Genomic DNA, 19,737 nt, shown 5'->3' on the forward strand with positions numbered 1-19,737 from the left:
TTATTTTAAAAACCGTTGAATTAATTCGTCTGTCTCATATAAAGGTAAGCCGACAACTGCAAAATAGCTACCTTGGATCTCAGATACAAAGCGTCCACCTACCCCTTGGATCCCGTAACCACCCGCTTTATCTTGCGGCTCGTTGGTGTCCCAGTAGGCATCAATTTCAGTTTCGCTCAGCGTTTTAAAAGTCACATTGGTCACAATCACATCGCTCAGTACTTTGCTTGTATCTGCAAGTGCAATCGCCGTCATCACCTGATGCGTATTACCAGAAAGACGCAGCATCATCGCTTTGAAATCCGCTTTATCACGAGGCTTACCAAGCGCTTCTCCGTCAATGACAACCACAGTGTCACTGCCAAGAACCGGCTTGTCGGTATACCCTAGCGCCACACCTGATTGCGCTTTTAAACACGCTAAACGCTCCACAAGCTGTAATGCGCTTTCATCGTCTAGCGGACTTTCATCAGCATCAACACTAAATTGCTCGAACGAATAGCCCAGCTGAGAAAGTAGCGCTTTGCGACGTGGAGAAGCCGAAGCTAAATATAAAGAGATAGACATTATCTGATCCTAAACTGTCTACGATATTTTCTCAGCAGTGGGAATATCCACAGCCAGCACACCATGCCCGTAACCGCAGGCCACAGATAATGCGGGTTAAAGTAGATATCAAGCAAGAAATGATTAAGCCAAAATTGTAACAAATGATAGAGCGCGAGAAATAGCCCGATCAGCACTGCTTGCTGCCAGATGGAGAAATTACGAATTTTCTGAAAGTTGCTGGCGGTTATATAAATACAAATGGAATAGGTCAACGAGTTCACCCCGAGTGGCGCGCCCATCGCTAAATCTATTATTAGGCCGGTCATCCAAGCCCAACCAATATTCACACGGTGAGGAACGGCCAAAGACCAGTACATCAGCACCAATAATACCCAGTCAGGACGAAATGGTTCAAGTGAAAAAGGCAACGGCATAAGTGCCATGATTAACGCAACAAAGACACTCAACGCAATCAATAAGTTGCTATGTTTACTCATGATTTATTGCCTCTTGGCTGCGTTTACCTAACACCACGAGTAAGCGAATGCGATCTAGTTGTGCAATCGGCTCTGCCTGTACTTGTGCAAATGGTAGGCCTTCGTCTCGGTCTATCTCAGTAACTACAGCCACCGGATAGCCTTCAGGGAAAGTACCACCAAGCCCGGAAGTGACCAACACATCGCCAATGCGAATATCCATGCTATGCGGTACATGAGCAAGGCGAACATTATTGATTTTACCCGTCCCCTCAACCACAGTGCGAACGTCATTACGCAATATTCTGACCGGTGTCGCATGGGTGGTATCTGTCATAAGCAGCACTCTTGAGGTCGTTGTACCGACTTGGGTTAGCTGCCCAACAATGCCCATTTCGTCAATAACAGCCTGCCCTTCGCTTATCCCATCAATAGTACCGCGATTAATCACCACCTGATGACTATAAGGGTTCGAATGAACAGACAACACTTGAGATATTAAACGTTGATTGGTTTCCCTAGCCGAAGCACCTAATAAGGCGCGCAATTCTTGATTTTCTTTTTGCAAAAACTGAAGTTGCTGTAATTGCTCACTCTGTATTAATTGTTTTTCTCTGAGTGCTTGGTTTTCTTGTTGCAGCTTTTCTCTGGTATTGAGACTTTTCAGGCCCAAGTTGAACGCTTCATAAGGAATGTTAGCAACGTACAGTAGCGGACTGACCAAAGTGTTTAAACTGGTTCGCACCATAGTCCCACCAACTGTGTAACGGTCACCAATGATCAGAATAATACTAAGCACAACTGCGACAGTAAGTCGCAGTTGTAAAGGAACGGTTCGGCCAAATAATAAATTCATCAGTCGTAACTAAATACGTCACCACCGTGCATGTCTATCATCTCTAACGCTTTACCACCACCTCTTGCCACACAAGTTAATGGATCATCGGCAACCACCACTGGAATACCGGTTTCTTCCATCAACAAACGGTCTAAGTCTTTGAGTAATGCGCCACCACCTGTTAATACCATGCCGTGGGCAGAAATATCAGAGGCAAGCTCTGGTGGCGACTGTTCTAGCGCAACCATTACTGCACTTACAATCCCCATCAAAGGTTCTTGTAACGCTTCTAGGATTTCATGCGAATTGAGCGTGAAAGAGCGTGGCACCCCTTCAGCTAAGTTACGGCCGCGAACCTCAATCTCAATCGGTGTCTCACTCTTAAACGCTGAGCCAATTTCATGTTTGATATGCTCAGCCGTCGCTTCACCAATCAGGCTTCCGAAGTTGCGACGTACATAGTTAATAATCGCTTCATCAAACTTATCACCACCGATACGTACTGAAGACGAATAAACAACACCATTTAGTGAGATAATCGCCACTTCCGTCGTACCACCACCTATATCAACAACCATTGAACCCGTTGCTTCAGATACTGGTAAGCCAGCACCTATTGCAGCAGCCATTGGCTCTTCAATTAAGTACACTTCACGTGCACCAGCACCCATTGCGGATTCACGGATAGCACGCTTTTCAACTTGCGTTGCACCACAAGGTACGCAGATAAGTACACGAGGGCTTGGACGCATGAAGTTATTATTGTGCACCTGTTTGATAAAGTGCTGTAACATTTTTTCTGTTACATAGAAGTCTGCAATCACCCCGTCTTTCATCGGGCGAATAGCTTTGATGTTACCCGGCGTTCGACCTAGCATTTGCTTAGCCGCAGTACCCACTGATGCAACGCTTTTTGGGCCACCAGCTCGCTCCTGACGAATTGCCACCACCGATGGCTCATTCAGTACGATGCCTTCTTCTTTTACATAAATAAGTGTGTTTGCCGTCCCTAAATCGATAGAGAGATCGTTAGAAAATAATCCGCGTAATTTTTTAAACATGAGGCTGGGTGACCTTTCAGAATTCTGTCAAACAAAGCAGCATCACCTGCTGCTCTTAATTTACTACTTATCGCTCTCGAACAAGTCGAAAACCTATATAATTCGCTCTAAAATCTGGCGCTAACGCTAAGCGAGTTGACACTCGAGCCAAACTCGGCGCGAAGTTCCATGCACCGCCACGCACTGTAACATCGCTCTGAGAAGCACGCTTTTGCGTCCACTCCCAAACGTTTCCTACAGTATCATATAAGCCATAGCTATTCGGTGAAAATTGGGCAACTGGTGAAGGACTTTTATTAGACCACTCACTGCCACACCAACCACAATTAGCTAGGTTTCTTCCGATTTCATTACCCCATGGGTACTCAGATGCAGTGCCTGCACGCGCCGCATATTCCCATTCAACTTCATTGGGTAATCTAAATTGCTGCCCTTTTTCACCAGATAACCAGTTGGCATATGCTTTGGCATCGTCATAGGCAACACACACAACGGGAAAATTATCTGATTGCTCGTAACCTGGGTTTTCCCAATTATATTCAAGCTCCCAAACCGGTTCGCCATTTTTATAGTATGCGCAGCCTTTACCTTGTTCGGCTAAGGTTTTATATCCTGTGCTTTGCGCAAAACGGCGAAAAGCCGCCACTGTAACCTCAGTGCTCTGCATGGCATATGAATGGCTCAACACTTTTTCAACAACGGGACGCTCATTTGGTAAACCATTACCCGTCAGGTCGCCCATTTTAAAAGTGCCCGCAGGGATAATAGCGAGCTTATTTTCGGTGGTTGCTACGGCGACCACTTGTACTTGTTGCGCTTCAGGCTCAGGCTTTTTCGTTACAACAGACGTTACCGATTGGCGTTTCTTCACCAATTTCGCATTAATGGTTTGCGCAGCTCGTAGGTTAATGCGTGCTTTATAAGGTTCATAACCTAATTTCCGGATCTCAACATCATAAAATCCAGCAGGAATTGCTACTGTCGTTTTTGTCGCGCCGTAACTGACTCCATTAATAAATACTTCGTCGTCGTAAACATTTGATCTTAAAGTTAACTCGACTGTTTTATCAGCCGTTTGTGACTTTTTTACAAGAGGGGTCTCCACGACGGGCTGCTTTGTAATAGTCGCAACTTCAACCGGCTCACTTTGTTCGTCCGAAAAAGTCAGTTGGTTATCACTGTAGACTGTCGAATAGTTCGACTGGTAATTTACGGCAAGCGGAGTGCCATACTCAGCACAATAACGATTGTCTAAGCTCAACAAGTTACATAAGCGGCTGCTATTTACATCACCACGCATCGTCACACTGAGGTTAACGTTGTAGTTGCCTTGTCCACTAAACCCACTATTTACAACATGGCTACTCACCACTTGAACCTGCGCACCAGCCATATTGCGTTTTGGCTCAACAACACGACTCTCGGTTAGGTTTGCAAAAATCTGGTCAATAAAGCGCTTGGTAGCTTTTTGAAGCCCCATTTGCTGACCACGCTGCTCACAAGCCGCCAAGGTCTCTGTGCGTTTACAGTTAATCGTGTGATCTACTTCTAGTGTACCTTCACGAGTAAACTCATTACGTAGTCGCTCTACTCGCGCTGTGCCAAGCTGATCTTTTAAGTTTTCAAGCGTATTTACTAAGGTGTGCTTAGTCACACGGACTTGCTCAATATCTTTACGTTGTGATGCGATCGCCGCAATTTGCATCGCAATGTCTTCTTTGTTCTGCTTGTGATCTGTCACAGCTTGTTGATACCGCGTTTGCGCAGAAGAAATATCAATGGAAGGATCATCAATTAGCCGACGATACAACTCATTCATTGCATCTAAGGCCTGATTTTTTTCTTTGTCTAACTCACCTGAACGTTTTCTCAATAACTCAAGTTGAGACTGCAGACGCGTTTCCTCTGCTAGGTGTTTTTCTAAAACAACCGAGTATCTGTCTAATTCGCTTTGCTTGTTAGACAATTCAGACTCGATGGCAGTGACCGTTGCAGTATCTTGCGCCATAGCGCTTTGAGCAACAGTACCCATGGCCAGGATCGAGGCCGAGACAATAAAAGTTAAAGGAGCAATTCGCATATGTTCCATTCCCAACAGCGGCAATTGTTTGGTCTTGTTATTTCTTATAGTTAGGGCTCTATGCTATGTACTTACAAAGTAAAACACAAGCTTTGCACAATTAATATCTGAGTTTACAACTATTAACCAGCGTCTTGCCAGTTTTTAGCTGAGATTTTGTCTATTTTTCTCTAACATCGCAATGTGTTACTAATTCGAGTCCAAAATAGAAGATAGGTAATCAAGAAGGTATGATAACCTCTGGAGTGAAACGCTCGGGTTATTTATTATAGTGCGCAAAATATCAAACTGATTTCATCATGCAAACCATCACCAATATCGCCGAGTCACCAATCCAAACTATTCACCACCCGACATTGGAAAAATACGGTTTAACGTTGCAGGTTAAGCGTGATGACTTGCTCCACCCGGTGATCCAAGGAAACAAATGGCGTAAGCTAAAATACAATATACTCCACCTAAAGCAAGCTGGCCTTGAAGAGTTAGTCACTTTTGGCGGGGCGTTTTCCAATCACTTATATGCTACTAGCATGGCGTGCAAACTTTTCGCAATCAAAGGTCACTTAATTGTTAGAGGCCCAGAGATTGACCGGCGCAATCCAACGCTAAAAATGGCAAGCGCTTGCGGGCTAACACTTCATCCCGTGAGTCGAGTCGAATATCGGCAAAGAAATCAGCCTGAATACATTCAAACTCTGCAAGCCAAGTTTAATAATGCTTATCTCATACCAGAAGGCGGCACTAATGCACTTGCACTGCAAGGCGTTGAAGAGTTAGCGCATTCCTTGCCTCAAAGTGATTATGTCATGACAGCTGTGGGCAGTGGCGGCACAGTGGCAGGACTAATCTCGGGATTACCTAACCACACACAGGTTCTAGGCGTTACGGTACTAAAAGGTGCTGAATACCTAGCACAGGAGATACATGAATTAATCACAATTCAGCGCTGCGCGCCATGGCAGCTACTCCAGGATTTTCACCACGGAGGTTACGCCAAGACTACACCTGAATTGCTGAGTTTTTGTCATGAAATGAAGGTGAAATATCGTTTGCCTCTAGAGCCTATTTACACTGGTAAACTGTTTTACGCTATTTTCACTTTGGCTCAACAAGGATACTTCAAAAGAGGTAGTGTGATCACCGCAATCCATACCGGCGGCTTACAAGGATTAGATGGTTTGAGATATTTGGCTAATAATAAAGTCGGCCTAATCAGCTCATGCGGTTAGCGTTTTAGTGAATATCAGCGAGCTGTTGTAACGGTGCGGAAAAATAATGCCCTTGGGCCCCTTTCACTCCAAGCCCTTTGATACAACTCAATTCAGCAACGGTTTCAACCCCCACTGCATATACTGGAATACCTAAGCTTCTTGCTTGAGCGACTATTTGCTTAACTGTGCGTTTACGATACGCAGACTTTTCAATGCCGTGTACCAGCTCGCAGCTGAGCTTGATAGCTTTTACCAACTCGGCAAGCGGTGTGCGCCCTAGCGTAAGAGCTTGTGTAACGTTATCCAAATAAATATCGCACCCAAGTCGGTTCAACCTATCAAAAGCTGCTAGCAATCGCTCTCCATGTTGATAGACCTCTTCTATGCTAAGTTCAAAGCCTATTGCCGCACCACTATGAGACGCAATGAGCTGTCCCTCTAGCCAATCAATAAACTGGCTATCCACCCAGCTCGATATGTGTAAGTTAATGCTTACCTTACCAAAACTCCTTTCCTGCTCATAAACAGACAACACCTGCTTCACTATCGCTCTATCCAGAAACTGAAATTGCTCTGAGGTATAAAGGTGTTGCATCACCTGCTTGGCCGAAATTCGCCCCATTTCTTTGTGAGTCACTCTTAGTAGCGCTTCGCTTACAATTACGTCTTCGGCTAAAAAGTCGAACAACGGCTGGAAGAATAAGGAAAACTGTCCGGCTTTCAAATAACTCAGCAAAGCTTCACCGTCTTCGTTAAGGCGTTTTGCCAATAACTCTGTGAGATGCACTAGATGAGTATGTTGCCACACTTGATTTTGCGCAATTGAAAGCGCTGATTTTGCGCTTTGATAAACCTGTGTCTGTTGTTTATTTTCCTGATAAAAACAAGCGCCAAGTTTCACTTTGCTGCGAGATAAATCCCCCCGAAACTCTAGCAATACTCGATAAACGATTTCGTGCATTTGCTTTGCCAAGTCCATACCTTTAGTCGCCCCTATCTGCTTTACTGTCACGGCTAATGCCCCTGAAGCTAGATATTTAACTGCCACCGTCCCAAACTCTCCAACGCCTTTAACCAGCGCAAGCTGAAAATGTAACTGCAGATCAACTTCTTTAGGCGTACTGCACTGCCAATGGATTAACGCAAATAATGCATACTGCCCTTCTGGAGCGGGGGCTGGTAAAGCCACAGGCTTTTGCGCATGTGAGGTAGACTCAACCTTACCGTATAAAAACCACCACCGATGTACGAATAACACCAGTCCAATTGACAATAAATTGAAAAATATCAATATATATCCATGACTTATCCATATAGATTCATGGTACAAGGTAACGGTTTGGTCATTGGCAACAAATTGGTGCTCTTCTGCATTCGCAACAGGTAACAATGAAAAACCATACTTCGTAGCTATTTCACTTACTCCCGCAGCAAAAGCTTCAGCTGATAGCTGAGAAATTTCAGCCGCGGCTTCTTCGCCTTGCGTGTGAACCTGAAGGTGCAGTAAATGATTAAGAAGGAAATTTAGACACAACAACACCGCCAAACTTACCGCGACTAGCTTTTTTTGATACTGACGACTAAATCCATCTAACAGCTGAATTGGCATAATGTTTTTATTGGGTGGAAAGATAACTGAAGTGTTGTTCAAAATAGTGCAAAACTCAAGCGAGATGCGGCTTTTAATTGTACAGAAAGGATAAGCAACTGAGCCAAAACTAGAAATGCGTTAAGTTTATTAATCGTACAAGATGGTAAGCTTTATCTAAGCTTACTCTTCATCATTTTCTTAGAGATATTTATACCAGTAAAAAACAAAAACCCCAGCATGATGCTAGGGTTTTCGTAGATGCTATACCACCATTTAGAACGGAATATCATCATCAAAGTCAATTGGTGGCTCCATAGGGTTTGAGCTACCGCCTGATTGACCGTTGTTTTGGTTCTGTTGTGGTGCAAAGCCACCTTGAGACTGGCCACCGAATCCAGAAGACTGCTGAGAATTCTGTTGCGATTGCTGTGGTGCGAATCCACCTTGCTGTTGGTTTGACTGGCTTTGCTGTGGCTGCGAATATTGCTGCTGAGGCGCTTGATTATAGCTTTGCTGGCCATAATTATTTTGCTGCTGTTGAGCACCTTGGTACTGGCCGCCACCTTGACCCTGCTGCTCGCCACGGCCACCTAGCATTTGCATTTGGCCACCCATGTCCACCACGATTTCCGTTGTGTACTTTTCTTGGCCGCTTTGATCTGTCCACTTACGAGTCTGTAGACGACCTTCAATGTACACCTGCGAGCCTTTTCTTAAATACTCACCCGCAACTTCCGCAAGTTTGCCAAACAACACCACACGGTGCCATTCTGTGCGCTCTTGCAATTGACCGGTGTTTTTATCTTTCCAGCTATCCGTAGTTGCAATGCTGATGTTAGCCACGCCGTTACCGTTTGGCATATAGCGAACTTCAGGATCTTGGCCCAGATTACCTACCAAAATTACTTTATTAACACCACGTGCCATGGCATTGTCTCCTCACACTATGACAAGCCCAGCACTTGCTTGGCTTGCTTCAAATCAAAAATTTTATCATCTACTTTTAGGTAGCTACGATTCTCATCTCTCACTACCGTGGCCTCAAGTACCCCAGGTAATGAAACCAATTGGTCTGCCAATTCCGTCGCTTGTTGCTCATTTTCTACAGCAGAAACTAAGCTGATCGCTTTGCTCTTAGGTGGCACTTGCATGCCCCATGCGATAACAAACCATATTACCCCAATAATGGCCGTCGCGGCAAATATCGTATCGACCGCAAAATTTTGTGCCAAGATACCACCCAAAGCACCACCTATAAATGCACCTAGAAACTGGCCAGATGAAAATACTCCCATCGCCGATCCCTTTTGGTTTGCTGGAGCTATGCGAGAAACCAACGCAGGCATAGTTGCTTCGAGAAAATTAAAGGCAATAAAATAGACCAGCATTGCACCTGCGATCATCCACAGTGAATCTACAAAGTAATACAAAGTAACTGAGCTTACCACTAACATTGCAATAGACAGCAAGAATGTCTGCTTTTCTTTTTGTTTGCGGATTGCCACTATCATCATCGGTGCCATCAAAATAAAGGCGAGTAAAAATACCGGAATATAGAGTTGCCAGTGCCTATCTGCAGCAAGACCATCACGGATCAACTGGCCTGGCAAGGCTACAAAAATTGTAGTCAGCGTCAAATGCAATAGCAACACCCCAAGATCGAGCCTCAGTAGCTGTGGGTTTTGCACCAAGCGACGAATATCTGCAAAGCTTGCTATTGTGTCACCTTTTGGGGCTTTATTTACCGCATTTGGCACCATAAAGGTAATGATAGCGATACCTACAATTGCCAATACCGCCGTCAGCCAGAAGATCCCTTCGATACCAAAAGACGCCGCAATCATTGGTCCTAATAACATGGCTACAGCAAAGCTCATACCTATGCACATGCCAATGACCGCCATTACCTTCGGACGCTGCTCGTCACGGCTCAAATCCGCAGCAAGCGCAAGTAAAGCACTTGCAATCGCGCCCATGCCCTGTAGGGCTCTACCAAATGTCACCCAATAGATTGAATCCGCTAATGCCGCGATAACGGATCCTAATGCAAATACCAACAACCCACCAATGATGATTGGCTTACGACCGAACTTATCAGACAGCCAACCCATAGGTATCTGGAGTACAGCTTGAGTCAAACCATAAGCACCAATAGCCAAACCAATCCACAGTGGCGAGACATCCTGTAAAGACTGGCCGTAAACAGCTAACACAGGCATCAGCATAAACAAACCAAGCATGCGGAAAGCGAAAACGCCAGCAAGAGAAATCGCGGCGCGCTTTTCAGTTGGATTTAAAGAGTCATTAGACATAAGGCGGTATTCATCACTATCGAAAATCACGCGCAAGTTTAACAAACTCTTTTCTTAACTTACACTAGCGCGAACGGATCTTTGCAATGCGATTGTTACCATCATGATTTTGAACGGCTTACTTCGAGAGAAAAAAGCGCTAGGCTAGTTGGTGCCGTACTTGGCCGTGATCTGATCTAATTTTCCGCTACGTTTAACCCGTTCAAATGCTTGACTCAAACGCTGCAAACGCTCGCTCGAGGTGCGTGCCTTGCTAAAGGCAAAATATACTGGGTTTTCGTTAATAACCAACGGGCTAATCGCAAACTTTTCAAAATCAGGGTTATTTTTACTTTGATACAGGATGTTGAATTTTTCTTCTAAAAACCCTGCTATCCGTCCTTTTTTGAGCAAATTCAATTTTACCTGATTGTCGGGTACATAAATAAATTGTGTTTCACTGTCGGTACGACGCGCAAGGCGAGCTGTAAACGCCTCACCGTAATAAGCATTACGCTGAATAGCGATGGGCTTTGACAGATGGAATAACGACTCAAGTGAGTCAAGCTGATGAGGCTCGCCTGAGTTCATTGCAAAAACAATCGTTTCCATTCGTTGAGGACCAATAAAATGCGCAAACTGTTCACGTACCGGTGTTTTTGTGACGCTCAAAATAAGATCGATATCGCCCTCCTCTAAAAGCTTCAGCGCCCGACCCCAAGGAATACTTACGAAACGATAGCTACACCCTGCTTCATCCAACAAGGCTTTAGCGAAATCAACATCCATACCGTGCCAAACAAGGTCGTCATTTAACTTAGACTGCGCAGCATAATTCTCAAACCGTACCACCAGCTCACAGGCGAAGACATTTTGGCAAAGCAGCGCCAAAAGCAATAAAAGTCGATACAAAATCAATATCCCAAGTTGATCGGTTTAATAAGTTTAGTTCGTTTAGCAGAGATAACTTAATTTTGTATTCGGGATGCGGTAATCTGTTCACTTCACATCATGCTTTGACTAATCCAGGTTTCAATTTAGTGGATTAGTATCGCGTACTCAGTACAGCGCACGAAAAAACACAAGGGTCGTATGGATAAAATAGAAGTTAGGGGTGCCCGCACCCACAATTTAAAAGACATTTCACTCACCATTCCAAGAGACAAGTTGATAGTGATCACGGGTCTTTCTGGCTCAGGGAAGTCGTCTTTAGCATTTGACACCTTATACGCAGAAGGCCAGCGTCGTTATGTTGAGTCTTTGTCTGCGTACGCGAGGCAGTTTTTATCGCTGATGGAAAAACCAGATGTGGATCACATTGAGGGCTTGTCTCCCGCGATTTCCATTGAACAGAAGTCGACTTCTCATAACCCACGCTCAACCGTGGGAACCATTACCGAAATATACGACTATTTAAGGTTACTCTTTGCCCGAGTGGGTGAACCGAGATGCCCTACGCATGATTTACCGTTAGCCGCACAAACCATCAGTCAAATGGTTGATACTGTGTTGGCGCTACCCGAGGGTAGCAAACTCATGCTGCTTGCACCGGTGGTGAAAAACCGTAAAGGTGAGCACGTAAAACTGCTAGAAGAGCTTGCGAGCCAAGGTTTTATTCGTGCACGTATTGATGGCGAGGTGTGCGATCTCTCAGATCCACCAACGCTAGAGTTACAGAAAAAACATACCATAGAAGTCGTGGTGGATCGTTTCAAAGTTAAAGCAGGGCTTGAGCAGCGGTTAGCCGAATCTTTTGAAACCGCGCTTGATTTGGCTGATGGCATTGCGCAAATCGCCTATATGGATGATAGCGACGCAGACGAACTGATCTTCTCGGCCAACTTTGCCTGTCCAACTTGTGGCTATGCCATGAGCGAACTTGAACCACGACTGTTTTCTTTCAATAACCCCGCAGGTGCGTGCCAAAGCTGTGATGGTTTGGGGGTAAAGCAGTATTTTGATCCCAAACGTGTAGTGCAAAACCCAGAACTAAGCTTGTCTGGCGGTGCAATCAAAGGGTGGGATAAACGCAGTTTTTACTATTTTCAGATGCTAAGTTCGGTTGCCGAGCAATATGGATTTGATTTAGAAACGCCATTTCAGGATCTGCCGAGTAAATTTCAAAAAGTGGTTTTAGAAGGCTCAGGCAAAACTAAAATCGCGTTTAAGTATCGTAATGACAGAGGCGATCTTATCACCCGCAATCACGAGTTCGAAGGCGTGTTAAACAACATGAATCGCCGTTATCGGGAAACGGAGTCCAGTTCAGTAAGAGAAGAGCTTGCCAAATATCAAACCAGCCAAGCGTGCCCAAGTTGCCATGGCTCACGACTGCGCGAAGAAGCTCGCCATGTGTTTATCGGCTCGACCAACCTGCCAACTGTAACAACGATGAGTATCGGCGAAGCCAGTCAATTTTTTATCGACTTAGCACTCACAGGCCAAAAAGCACAAATTGCGGACAAAATACTCAAAGAGATCCGCGACCGTTTATCTTTCTTGATCAATGTAGGCCTAAACTACCTCTCTTTGGAGCGTAGTGCTGATACTTTATCTGGCGGTGAAGCTCAGCGGATCCGTCTTGCAAGCCAAATTGGCGCCGGCCTCGTGGGGGTAATGTACGTATTGGATGAGCCTTCAATTGGTCTACATCAGCGCGATAACGACCGTTTACTTAAAACACTCACGCACTTAAGAGATCTTGGCAACACCGTGATTGTGGTAGAGCACGACGAAGATGCCATTCGTGCAGCCGATCACATCATCGATATCGGTCCAGGCGCCGGCGTACACGGCGGCTATGTCGTCGCTGAGGGAACTCGCGATGAGATAATGCAAAGTAAAGACTCATTAACTGGTCAATATCTCAGTGGCGAGAAATGCATTGAAGTTCCAGCGCAACGTCATCAATGTGATGACAAGTGGCTTGAGCTTAAAGGCGCGACGGGCAACAACCTAAAAAGTGTCGATTTAAAAGTACCAGTTGGTCTAATGACCTGCATAACAGGGGTATCTGGTTCTGGTAAATCTACCCTCATTAATGACACCCTATTCAAGCTTGCTCATCAGGAATTAAACGGTGCAACAACGCAAGAAGCTGCACCATATGAATCAGTTCATGGGCTAGATCACCTCGATAAAGTTATCGATATTGATCAAAGTCCTATCGGTCGCACACCACGTTCAAACCCAGCAACTTATACAGGGATCTTTACCGCTATCCGCGAATTATTTGCAGGAACACAAGAATCGCGTTCACGCGGTTATAAGGTTGGCCGCTTTAGTTTTAACGTTAAAGGCGGTCGCTGTGAGGCCTGTCAAGGCGATGGAGTTATCAAGGTTGAGATGCACTTCCTGCCGGATGTCTATGTTCCTTGCGATGTCTGTACTGGTAAGCGCTATAACCGTGAAACACTGGAAGTACTGTATAAAGGTAAAAATATCCACGAAGTGTTGGAAATGACAGTTGAGGACGCCCGGGAATTTTTTGATAAGATTCCCGCAATCAATCGCAAACTACAAACTTTAATGGACGTTGGCCTCTCCTACATTCGTTTAGGGCAAGCCGCCACGACTTTGTCCGGTGGTGAAGCGCAGCGTGTTAAACTCGCTCGTGAACTATCAAAACGAGATACCGGCAAAACACTCTACATTCTCGATGAGCCAACCACAGGTCTGCACTTCCATGATATTCAACAGCTACTCGCGGTATTACATCGTTTGCGCGATCATGGTAATACCGTGTTGGTTATCGAGCACAATCTAGATGTCATCAAAACCGCAGACTGGATTGTAGACTTAGGTCCAGAGGGGGGAGCTGGAGGCGGTCAAATACTCGTCTCAGGTACGCCTGAAACGGTGGCTAACTTTGCAGCTTCGCATACAGGTAAGTACCTTAAGCCCTTATTGTCTTAATTTCTAAAAGTCTCTATTATTGGTGCATAATAATTACAAATTCATTTATTATGCATCAACTTCTCGCGCCAAAAAACTTAACCGCGTACCTAGCAAGGCTGCGCTTTTCCATCGGCCAATTTTGGCAAAGCCTAACACTGGCTCAACGCTATTATTTAGTTAGTTTTATCATTTTTATGTTCAGCTTGAGTGAAACTGAAGATGATAACTTCACCGCTTTTTTGATCTTAATAACCACAGTAACGGCGCTATGTTATGAATTCTGGCCAAGGATCATGACCTTTTGGGAAAGTGTGCCAGGTAAAGCACTGATACTGTTATTTTATGCCTTTATCGCTAACTTTGTGTTAGTGCAAGCTGATGGCCGTATCAACGATTTAACTGGGGTCAGCACGGATAATTTCCCTTACACACATAATTTGAGTGTGTTGTTATCGTTACCTACTTGGTTTTTTATTACCAGTACCTTCTTGTTGATTCTCGCGCAACTCTTTATGACATGCTATGTCGTTGTACTTTTCCTGCTTAAACCATTACGTATAAAGCCTTTTTGGCATCAGAACCACTATCGTTATCCAGCAACAACAGCAATCATCAGGTTGATCATGTGTTTTGTTTTATTGGCTTTCTTGGTGCTCGGCATCGCTAAATCAGGTGCTTCAACCGCATTTACTGAGTTTTCTTCTGATTTCAAAATAGATGAGGACGGAATTTCTTTCCATGCCAACGCGAAAGAATCACGCTTAGCAGACTCCGAAGAAGAAAACGAAGGATCATCGGAAACTCAACCACAAGTGGCCGACATGAGTGGCGGTACTCCACAACAAGATGAAACACAGTCCACTGCAGATGAGCCGGAGTCGTTAACGGTATCTATTAATAACGATTCTAACCCAGATTTACATGAGCAAGGCAAAAACTATAACGATGTGCTTAACCAAATATTGGCTTACTTTATCTTTCGCTTTGAGTCTGACGGAAACTCACGCTGTGAACATAGCGAAGGCAGTAATATTGTTGAATTAAACGATTATGAGATCTTAGAGATCATGCCGGATAACGCCGCGGAATACGGCTACACCTATACAGTAAAGCCTTGTATTTCAGCGGCAATTGGTCACCAGTTTAAGCCGCAGCAACCATAAAAGTGCCTAGCGCATCGCGCTCTTGCTGACTCAGCGGTTGAGATTGCTTAACCGCAAAGTCATATCGCACCATAATGGTTTTACCTTCAGCACAGCATTCTCCATGCTGCCAAGCCTGCTGCAAAATCACAAATGAGCTGTTGCCGATATGTTCAACAGCCGTTTTTATTTCGACTTCCTGACCATAAAATAGCTCCCCTTTAAAGGTGACTTCGACTTTGGCAACAATCAATTTCCACTCTTTTGGATTTAAATCTGGTGTAAATATTTTGAAAATAGGTGTGCGCGCGGCTTCAAACCACACAGGGAGTACGGTATTGTTGATATGTCCAAGCACATCTGTGTCGCAAAAACGCGGCATAAGCTTTTCAGACAGCATAATAACTCCAATAAAAACTAGGGAAAAACATGAGTGATTTTATTCGCGTTTACGATAACGCACTCAGTTCAGACTTTTGCGATGAATTCGTAAAGACCTTCGATCAAAGTCCACATTTAAAACAGGGGACTACATCTGGTGGTGTCGACTTGAGTAAAAAAGTCAGTCACGACCTTTATTTAAATTCCTATCCTGACTATGCCAAACAGTTACAACACATTCAACAGGTTACGGCAAAGCACTTATTTGAGTACCTTGAAGAACATTTCTTTATGATCATCGGTGCATTTGGACTTAAAGTGTATCACCCCAAAACTGGTGAACCTGTCGATCTCACTGTGGATAACTTTGAAGAAGTAGGCAAGCCACAACTCCCGGTCCTTGCTCAACAGCTATTTCGTTTAGGCGCTATCCAAGCTCAACGCTATCAAATAAATAAAGGCGGTTACCCCTACTGGCACAGCGAAGTCTACCCTCAACATGACCATAATGAAGCCTTACACCGAGTGCTGTTATTTATGTTCTACCTTAATGATGTCGAGGAAGGTGGCGAGACCGAGTTTTATTATCAGCAGCGTAAAATTGCCCCAGTAAAAGGTTCTATGGTGATAGCACCAGGGTATTTTACACATACACATAGAGGTAATATTCCAGTTTCTAATGATAAGTATATACTCACTTCATGGGTGTTATTTAATAGAGCAGAGCAGCTCTATGGTACGCCCAAATAAGCTATCTCTACACTTCAGGGGCTGTTGAATTCAAGCACGCAAGATCAACAGACCCCACAGAACTTATTTAACCTGAGGTTTGGATAAGGAATGGGCTAACTCACTGTTTTTTAATCACCTTAAACTATCTTCTTATCTAGCCAGAGAGTTTTGGGGATAACTCCGCTTCCGCGTCCTGCTCTCGCTAAGGTACCTACATCCTGTAGGCAAGGCGAATTTACGCACCAATAGCTGGCTATTAGAAGTGAATTCAACGCAGTTAGCGCTAAAACTGGCTGCTAGAAAGGCATTAATTATCCGCAGCTCAGGTTATTTAGCTTTGGTAAATTCAGCCCACTCTATCAGCATGGGTAAAAAATCTTCATAGCCACACACCGCCATCATACCCGATTCATCTAAAGCCAGTGCGTCTTCTTGGTATTGTGCTATGTCATCACTTTCATGAAACAGAGCGTGGCTTTCAAATAATGCTTCTTGCGGCGTGAACGTGGCTCGGATCTCTTTTCCAGCCAACACAAGCTCTTCTTTTTGATTTGGCAGGTTTTCAAGCTGTGTCAGCAGGCTGACAATACGCTCATGTGCAAGCTCTTCGCTCAGCCACCGACCTATCAACGCATGCTCGTCATTTAAGCGAGCTCGAAACCCAGAAAGTGGGTCACGAATAAACTGGTATTCCATCTTTACTTCTTAACTAAATCACCTTGTTTTATTATACCTAAGTGGCGTCCGCTAAGCATTCATTGATAGAATTACCTTTTAACCACTCGATTGTTGGTCAACGCATGTCGCCTGTTGAGATCTTATTTCCTCTCATCTTTATCGTTATTTCTGGGTTTTTGAGTGCAAAGATTGGCTTTATCGCCATCAATCAGCTTGATGGCTTGCGTACTTTTATCTTTAATTTATGTATTCCTGTACTGTTATTTAGCAGTATGGTGCAAGCAGATCTGAAAAGCCTCGCGACGGGTCCCTTGTTATTATCCTTTTATCTCCCAGTCGCTCTGACTTATGCAGGCTTATACCTATTTCTCTTTAAAGCGCAACATCGTTCAAAAACAGACAGTGCAGCATTAGCATTAAGTGGCACCTACTCTAATACCGTGTTAGTCGGATTACCGATTATCTTAATGACACTCGGTGAGCAAGCCGCTGCCATGGTATTTATGATTATTACATTCCACAGTGCAATGCTGTTTTTTATGACTTTTTTACTGGCAGCAAGACACAAAAATAAGGTGGATATTGTGAAACCCCTGCTGCTCAATCCAATAGTGATAAGTATTTCGAGCGGTTTGATATTAAACATTGCAGGGTTAAAACTACCAAGCTTAATACATGAAAGCTTTAGTTGGTTGGCAAAACCAGCCATTCCAGGGGCGCTATTTATTCTGGGTGCGAGCTTGGTACAGTATGGCGTGCGGGGAAAGTTACAGGGTGCAATATGGCTAAGTGCAGTAAAACTGATACTACTACCGGGATTGGTTTATCTCTTTGCCACTTATTTAGGATTGGCAACTCAACAAGTTCAGGTGGTGACTTTAATGAGTGCCTCTCCGCTGGGAGTCAATGCCTATCTTGTTGCTAGGCAGCTCGACAGCCAACAAGCAACGCTTGCGGCTACCGTTGTGCTGTCTACTGTGCTGAGTATGATCAGCCTGACTGGGTGGTTATACTTTTTGGTATAACCGTTAATACCTAGGCGGCGTATACTTAGCAGCATCAATAATAGCCCACAAATGGAAAACGGCTGCAATCACAGGTGGAACCAATAAAAACCACAGTGCATACCCACCTACAACAACAATTGCGAAGATTAAAGCCGCCAATATACGACCTTGAACCAACTGACCAAGGCCAGGGAAAAAGACGTTACAAATCGCTGCAATTACATTACCACCAGAACCTTGTCCAGACATAGTTACCTCTCTTAGTTACTTAAAGTCTTTCTTTTTAATATATCAGATTTCATGCCAACCCTAACACTTTGATTTTAAAGGAAACCAATGAAACTCATTATTTTCTGTTCACTATAAGTTAGCCTAAACCACTAACTTTTAGCTTAAAGTTTAGCTATATTATGATGCGTAACTCAATCACTTTGATTTACATAAAATAATAATGAAAACAGGATGTCTTATGCTTGGCAAGTTTACCACCCCGCTAACAAAATTAGTCGACAAGTATCTACCCGATCCATTTGTGATTGTACTTTTACTCACTTTTTTGGTGATGATGCTCGCTACATTGTTTACTCCAGCAACGCCTGTCATGGTGCTTGAGGCATGGGGTAATGGCTTTTGGAAGCTGCTTACTTTTGCGATGCAAATGTTGTTAGTTTTATTATGTGGTCACATGCTTGCTGTTACCCCTCCAATAGCGAAAGCGCTAGACCGTATCGCAGGCTTAGCTAAAACTCCCTCTCAAGCAATTATACTCACCACCTTTGTTGCGATGAGCGCCAGCTGGATAAATTGGGGGTTTGGCTTAGTAGTCGGGGCTTTGTTCGCAAAGGCCATCGCTCGAAAAGTGAAAGTTGATTATCGCCTGTTAGTGGCTAGTGCTTACTCTGGTTTTGTTGTTTGGCACGCAGGCCTATCAGGCTCAGTCCCCCTGACTATCGCAACTCCGGGGCACTTTAGTGAAAAGAGCATAGGTATTGTTACCACTTCAGAGACTATCTTTGCACCATTTAACCTGCTCATCGTACTCAGTATTTTTATCGTTTTACCACTTATAAATAAATTGATGCTTCCCAAAGATGATGACGCAATTATTGTTGATAAAGAAAAGCTCATTGAACAAAGTAATGATATCAGTACCCACAATACTCCGGCTGCAAAATTAGAAAATGCCTCATGGCTTGGTATGTTAGGAGGAGCAATAGGTCTTAGCTACTTGGGCTTTTACTTTATATTTAATGCAAGCACATTGACATTGAATATCGTCATAGCCCTGTTTTTGTTCTTAGCCATGCTGCTACACAAAACCCCTGCAAATATTCTCAATAGTCTACAACAAGCAATTCAAGGAGGTGCCGGTATCGTGATCCAGTTTCCTTTTTATGCTGGGATCATGGCTATGATGGTCGAAACTGGACTAGCGCAACAAATATCTCAAGGATTTGTTTCTATTAGCAGTCAATGGACATTACCGCTGTGGAGCTTTTTAAGTGCAGGCCTTGTAAATATATTTGTGCCTTCAGGTGGCGGTCAGTGGGCAGTACAAGCACCAATTATTATTCCCGCAGCAGAAGCACTTAATGCAGACATAGCCAGAGTCGCGATGGCAGTTGCATGGGGTGATGCTTGGACTAACCTGATCCAGCCTTTTTGGGCACTGCCGGTACTTGCAATTGCAGGTCTTAAAGCCAAAGATATTATGGGATTTTGCCTAGTACAATTGCTGGTAACGGGTGTAATTATCGCAACTTTATTGTTGCTGCCCCTGTAAGAAGGTGCGTAATGCACCTT

Annotated in this window: 18 protein-coding genes; 6 read left to right on the forward strand and 12 right to left on the reverse strand. The window is 44.2% G+C overall.

Annotation, left to right across the window (positions count from 1 at the left end; genetic code table 11):
* The 5 genes from MHN32_RS01070 to MHN32_RS01090 form a co-directional block, all read right to left on the reverse strand.
* Entirely contained in the window at positions 1 to 567 is a 567-nt protein-coding gene (locus MHN32_RS01070; protein WP_239420667.1) for a Maf family protein, read from the reverse strand.
* Positions 567 to 1,049 carry a rod shape-determining protein MreD gene (gene mreD, locus MHN32_RS01075; RefSeq protein ID WP_026001073.1) on the reverse strand — a complete coding sequence of 161 codons (483 nt, stop codon included), beginning with the start codon at positions 1,047 to 1,049 and terminating at the stop codon, positions 567 to 569. The genes MHN32_RS01070 and mreD overlap by 1 nt, the downstream gene beginning before the upstream one ends.
* On the reverse strand, positions 1,039 to 1,881 hold the full coding sequence (gene mreC / locus MHN32_RS01080) for a rod shape-determining protein MreC (RefSeq protein ID WP_010376644.1): 843 nt from the start codon (positions 1,879 to 1,881) through the stop codon (positions 1,039 to 1,041). Before mreC ends, mreD begins: the two co-directional genes overlap by 11 nt.
* Positions 1,881 to 2,924, reverse strand: coding sequence for a rod shape-determining protein (locus MHN32_RS01085; RefSeq protein WP_010376642.1), 1,044 nt, complete (start codon positions 2,922 to 2,924; stop codon positions 1,881 to 1,883). The genes mreC and MHN32_RS01085 overlap by 1 nt, the downstream gene beginning before the upstream one ends.
* Before the next feature lie 67 nt (positions 2,925 to 2,991).
* A complete protein-coding gene (locus MHN32_RS01090; protein ID WP_010605945.1) occupies positions 2,992 to 5,004 on the reverse strand; it encodes a formylglycine-generating enzyme family protein in 2,013 nt (670 codons plus the stop codon).
* 299 nt (positions 5,005 to 5,303) lie between these two features.
* Here MHN32_RS01090 and MHN32_RS01095 point away from each other — a divergent pair, with 299 nt between their 5' ends.
* On the forward strand, positions 5,304 to 6,233 hold the full coding sequence (locus tag MHN32_RS01095) for a pyridoxal-phosphate dependent enzyme (RefSeq protein ID WP_239420668.1): 930 nt from the start codon (positions 5,304 to 5,306) through the stop codon (positions 6,231 to 6,233).
* A gap of 4 nt (positions 6,234 to 6,237) precedes the next feature.
* Here the strand turns inward: MHN32_RS01095 and MHN32_RS01100 are convergent, their stop codons facing one another.
* The 4 genes from MHN32_RS01100 to MHN32_RS01115 form a co-directional block, all read right to left on the reverse strand.
* The gene (locus MHN32_RS01100; protein WP_239420669.1) at positions 6,238 to 7,824 is read right to left on the reverse strand and encodes an EAL domain-containing protein; all 1,587 of its coding nucleotides are present in this window, start codon (positions 7,822 to 7,824) and stop codon (positions 6,238 to 6,240) included.
* Positions 7,825 to 8,079: 255 nt separating this feature from the next.
* Positions 8,080 to 8,733, reverse strand: coding sequence for a single-stranded DNA-binding protein (gene ssb, locus MHN32_RS01105; RefSeq protein WP_010605948.1), 654 nt, complete (start codon positions 8,731 to 8,733; stop codon positions 8,080 to 8,082).
* A gap of 17 nt (positions 8,734 to 8,750) precedes the next feature.
* Positions 8,751 to 10,118 carry an MFS transporter gene (locus MHN32_RS01110; protein ID WP_239420677.1) on the reverse strand — a complete coding sequence of 456 codons (1,368 nt, stop codon included), beginning with the start codon at positions 10,116 to 10,118 and terminating at the stop codon, positions 8,751 to 8,753.
* Between the two features lie 144 nt (positions 10,119 to 10,262).
* Positions 10,263 to 11,009: a transporter substrate-binding domain-containing protein gene (locus tag MHN32_RS01115; RefSeq protein ID WP_010605950.1), complete on the reverse strand. Its 747-nt coding sequence runs from the start codon at positions 11,007 to 11,009 to the stop codon at positions 10,263 to 10,265.
* Between the two features lie 180 nt (positions 11,010 to 11,189).
* Here MHN32_RS01115 and uvrA point away from each other — a divergent pair, with 180 nt between their 5' ends.
* Both uvrA and MHN32_RS01125 read left to right on the forward strand, forming a co-directional pair.
* Positions 11,190 to 14,012, forward strand: a complete 2,823-nt coding sequence (gene uvrA / locus MHN32_RS01120) for an excinuclease ABC subunit UvrA (protein WP_239420670.1) — start codon at positions 11,190 to 11,192, stop codon at positions 14,010 to 14,012.
* Positions 14,013 to 14,062: 50 nt separating this feature from the next.
* Positions 14,063 to 15,157, forward strand: a complete 1,095-nt coding sequence (locus MHN32_RS01125) for a hypothetical protein (RefSeq protein WP_206473421.1) — start codon at positions 14,063 to 14,065, stop codon at positions 15,155 to 15,157.
* On the opposite strand, the gene MHN32_RS01130 is transcribed toward MHN32_RS01125, so the two are convergent.
* Positions 15,138 to 15,536 carry a thioesterase family protein gene (locus MHN32_RS01130; protein WP_010605953.1) on the reverse strand — a complete coding sequence of 133 codons (399 nt, stop codon included), beginning with the start codon at positions 15,534 to 15,536 and terminating at the stop codon, positions 15,138 to 15,140. The two genes, MHN32_RS01125 and MHN32_RS01130, sit on opposite strands and share 20 nt — an antisense overlap.
* A 29-nt stretch (positions 15,537 to 15,565) precedes the next feature.
* Here MHN32_RS01130 and MHN32_RS01135 point away from each other — a divergent pair, with 29 nt between their 5' ends.
* A complete protein-coding gene (locus tag MHN32_RS01135) occupies positions 15,566 to 16,267 on the forward strand; it encodes a 2OG-Fe(II) oxygenase (protein WP_088531994.1) in 702 nt (233 codons plus the stop codon).
* Positions 16,268 to 16,576: 309 nt separating this feature from the next.
* On the opposite strand, the gene MHN32_RS01140 is transcribed toward MHN32_RS01135, so the two are convergent.
* Complete coding sequence (locus MHN32_RS01140) at positions 16,577 to 16,945, reverse strand: YacL family protein (protein ID WP_010376624.1); 369 nt, start codon at positions 16,943 to 16,945, stop codon at positions 16,577 to 16,579.
* A 62-nt stretch (positions 16,946 to 17,007) separates the two neighbouring features.
* Here MHN32_RS01140 and MHN32_RS01145 point away from each other — a divergent pair, with 62 nt between their 5' ends.
* Positions 17,008 to 17,952, forward strand: coding sequence for an AEC family transporter (locus MHN32_RS01145; protein WP_227387574.1), 945 nt, complete (start codon positions 17,008 to 17,010; stop codon positions 17,950 to 17,952).
* 3 nt (positions 17,953 to 17,955) lie between these two features.
* Here the strand turns inward: MHN32_RS01145 and MHN32_RS01150 are convergent, their stop codons facing one another.
* Complete coding sequence (locus MHN32_RS01150; protein WP_010376621.1) at positions 17,956 to 18,183, reverse strand: hypothetical protein; 228 nt, start codon at positions 18,181 to 18,183, stop codon at positions 17,956 to 17,958.
* A gap of 220 nt (positions 18,184 to 18,403) precedes the next feature.
* Here MHN32_RS01150 and MHN32_RS01155 point away from each other — a divergent pair, with 220 nt between their 5' ends.
* Entirely contained in the window at positions 18,404 to 19,717 is a 1,314-nt protein-coding gene (locus tag MHN32_RS01155) for a TIGR00366 family protein (protein ID WP_239420671.1), read from the forward strand.
* Positions 19,718 to 19,737 lie beyond the last annotated feature (20 nt).

It is taken from the genome of Pseudoalteromonas sp. Of11M-6 (genome assembly GCF_022347905.1).
Taxonomy (GTDB): Bacteria; Pseudomonadota; Gammaproteobacteria; order Enterobacterales; family Alteromonadaceae; genus Pseudoalteromonas.

What these genes read in the sequence shown, in the direction of transcription:
- MHN32_RS01070 (WP_239420667.1), bottom strand. Translation starts at nt 567, where the DNA reads ATGTCTATCTCTTTATATTTAGCTTCGGCTTCTCCACGTCGCAAAGCG.
- mreC (WP_010376644.1), bottom strand. Translation starts at nt 1,881, where the DNA reads ATGAATTTATTATTTGGCCGAACCGTTCCTTTACAACTGCGACTTACT.
- MHN32_RS01085 (WP_010376642.1), bottom strand. Translation starts at nt 2,924, where the DNA reads ATGTTTAAAAAATTACGCGGATTATTTTCTAACGATCTCTCTATCGAT.
- MHN32_RS01090 (WP_010605945.1), bottom strand. Translation starts at nt 5,004, where the DNA reads ATGCGAATTGCTCCTTTAACTTTTATTGTCTCGGCCTCGATCCTGGCC.
- MHN32_RS01095 (WP_239420668.1), top strand. Translation starts at nt 5,304, where the DNA reads ATGCAAACCATCACCAATATCGCCGAGTCACCAATCCAAACTATTCAC.
- MHN32_RS01100 (WP_239420669.1), bottom strand. Translation starts at nt 7,824, where the DNA reads ATGCCAATTCAGCTGTTAGATGGATTTAGTCGTCAGTATCAAAAAAAG.
- ssb (WP_010605948.1), bottom strand. Translation starts at nt 8,733, where the DNA reads ATGGCACGTGGTGTTAATAAAGTAATTTTGGTAGGTAATCTGGGCCAA.
- MHN32_RS01110 (WP_239420677.1), bottom strand. Translation starts at nt 10,118, where the DNA reads ATGTCTAATGACTCTTTAAATCCAACTGAAAAGCGCGCCGCGATTTCT.
- uvrA (WP_239420670.1), top strand. Translation starts at nt 11,190, where the DNA reads ATGGATAAAATAGAAGTTAGGGGTGCCCGCACCCACAATTTAAAAGAC.
- MHN32_RS01125 (WP_206473421.1), top strand. Translation starts at nt 14,063, where the DNA reads ATGCATCAACTTCTCGCGCCAAAAAACTTAACCGCGTACCTAGCAAGG.
- MHN32_RS01130 (WP_010605953.1), bottom strand. Translation starts at nt 15,536, where the DNA reads ATGCTGTCTGAAAAGCTTATGCCGCGTTTTTGCGACACAGATGTGCTT.
- MHN32_RS01135 (WP_088531994.1), top strand. Translation starts at nt 15,566, where the DNA reads ATGAGTGATTTTATTCGCGTTTACGATAACGCACTCAGTTCAGACTTT.
- MHN32_RS01140 (WP_010376624.1), bottom strand. Translation starts at nt 16,945, where the DNA reads ATGGAATACCAGTTTATTCGTGACCCACTTTCTGGGTTTCGAGCTCGC.
- MHN32_RS01150 (WP_010376621.1), bottom strand. Translation starts at nt 18,183, where the DNA reads ATGTCTGGACAAGGTTCTGGTGGTAATGTAATTGCAGCGATTTGTAAC.
- MHN32_RS01155 (WP_239420671.1), top strand. Translation starts at nt 18,404, where the DNA reads ATGCTTGGCAAGTTTACCACCCCGCTAACAAAATTAGTCGACAAGTAT.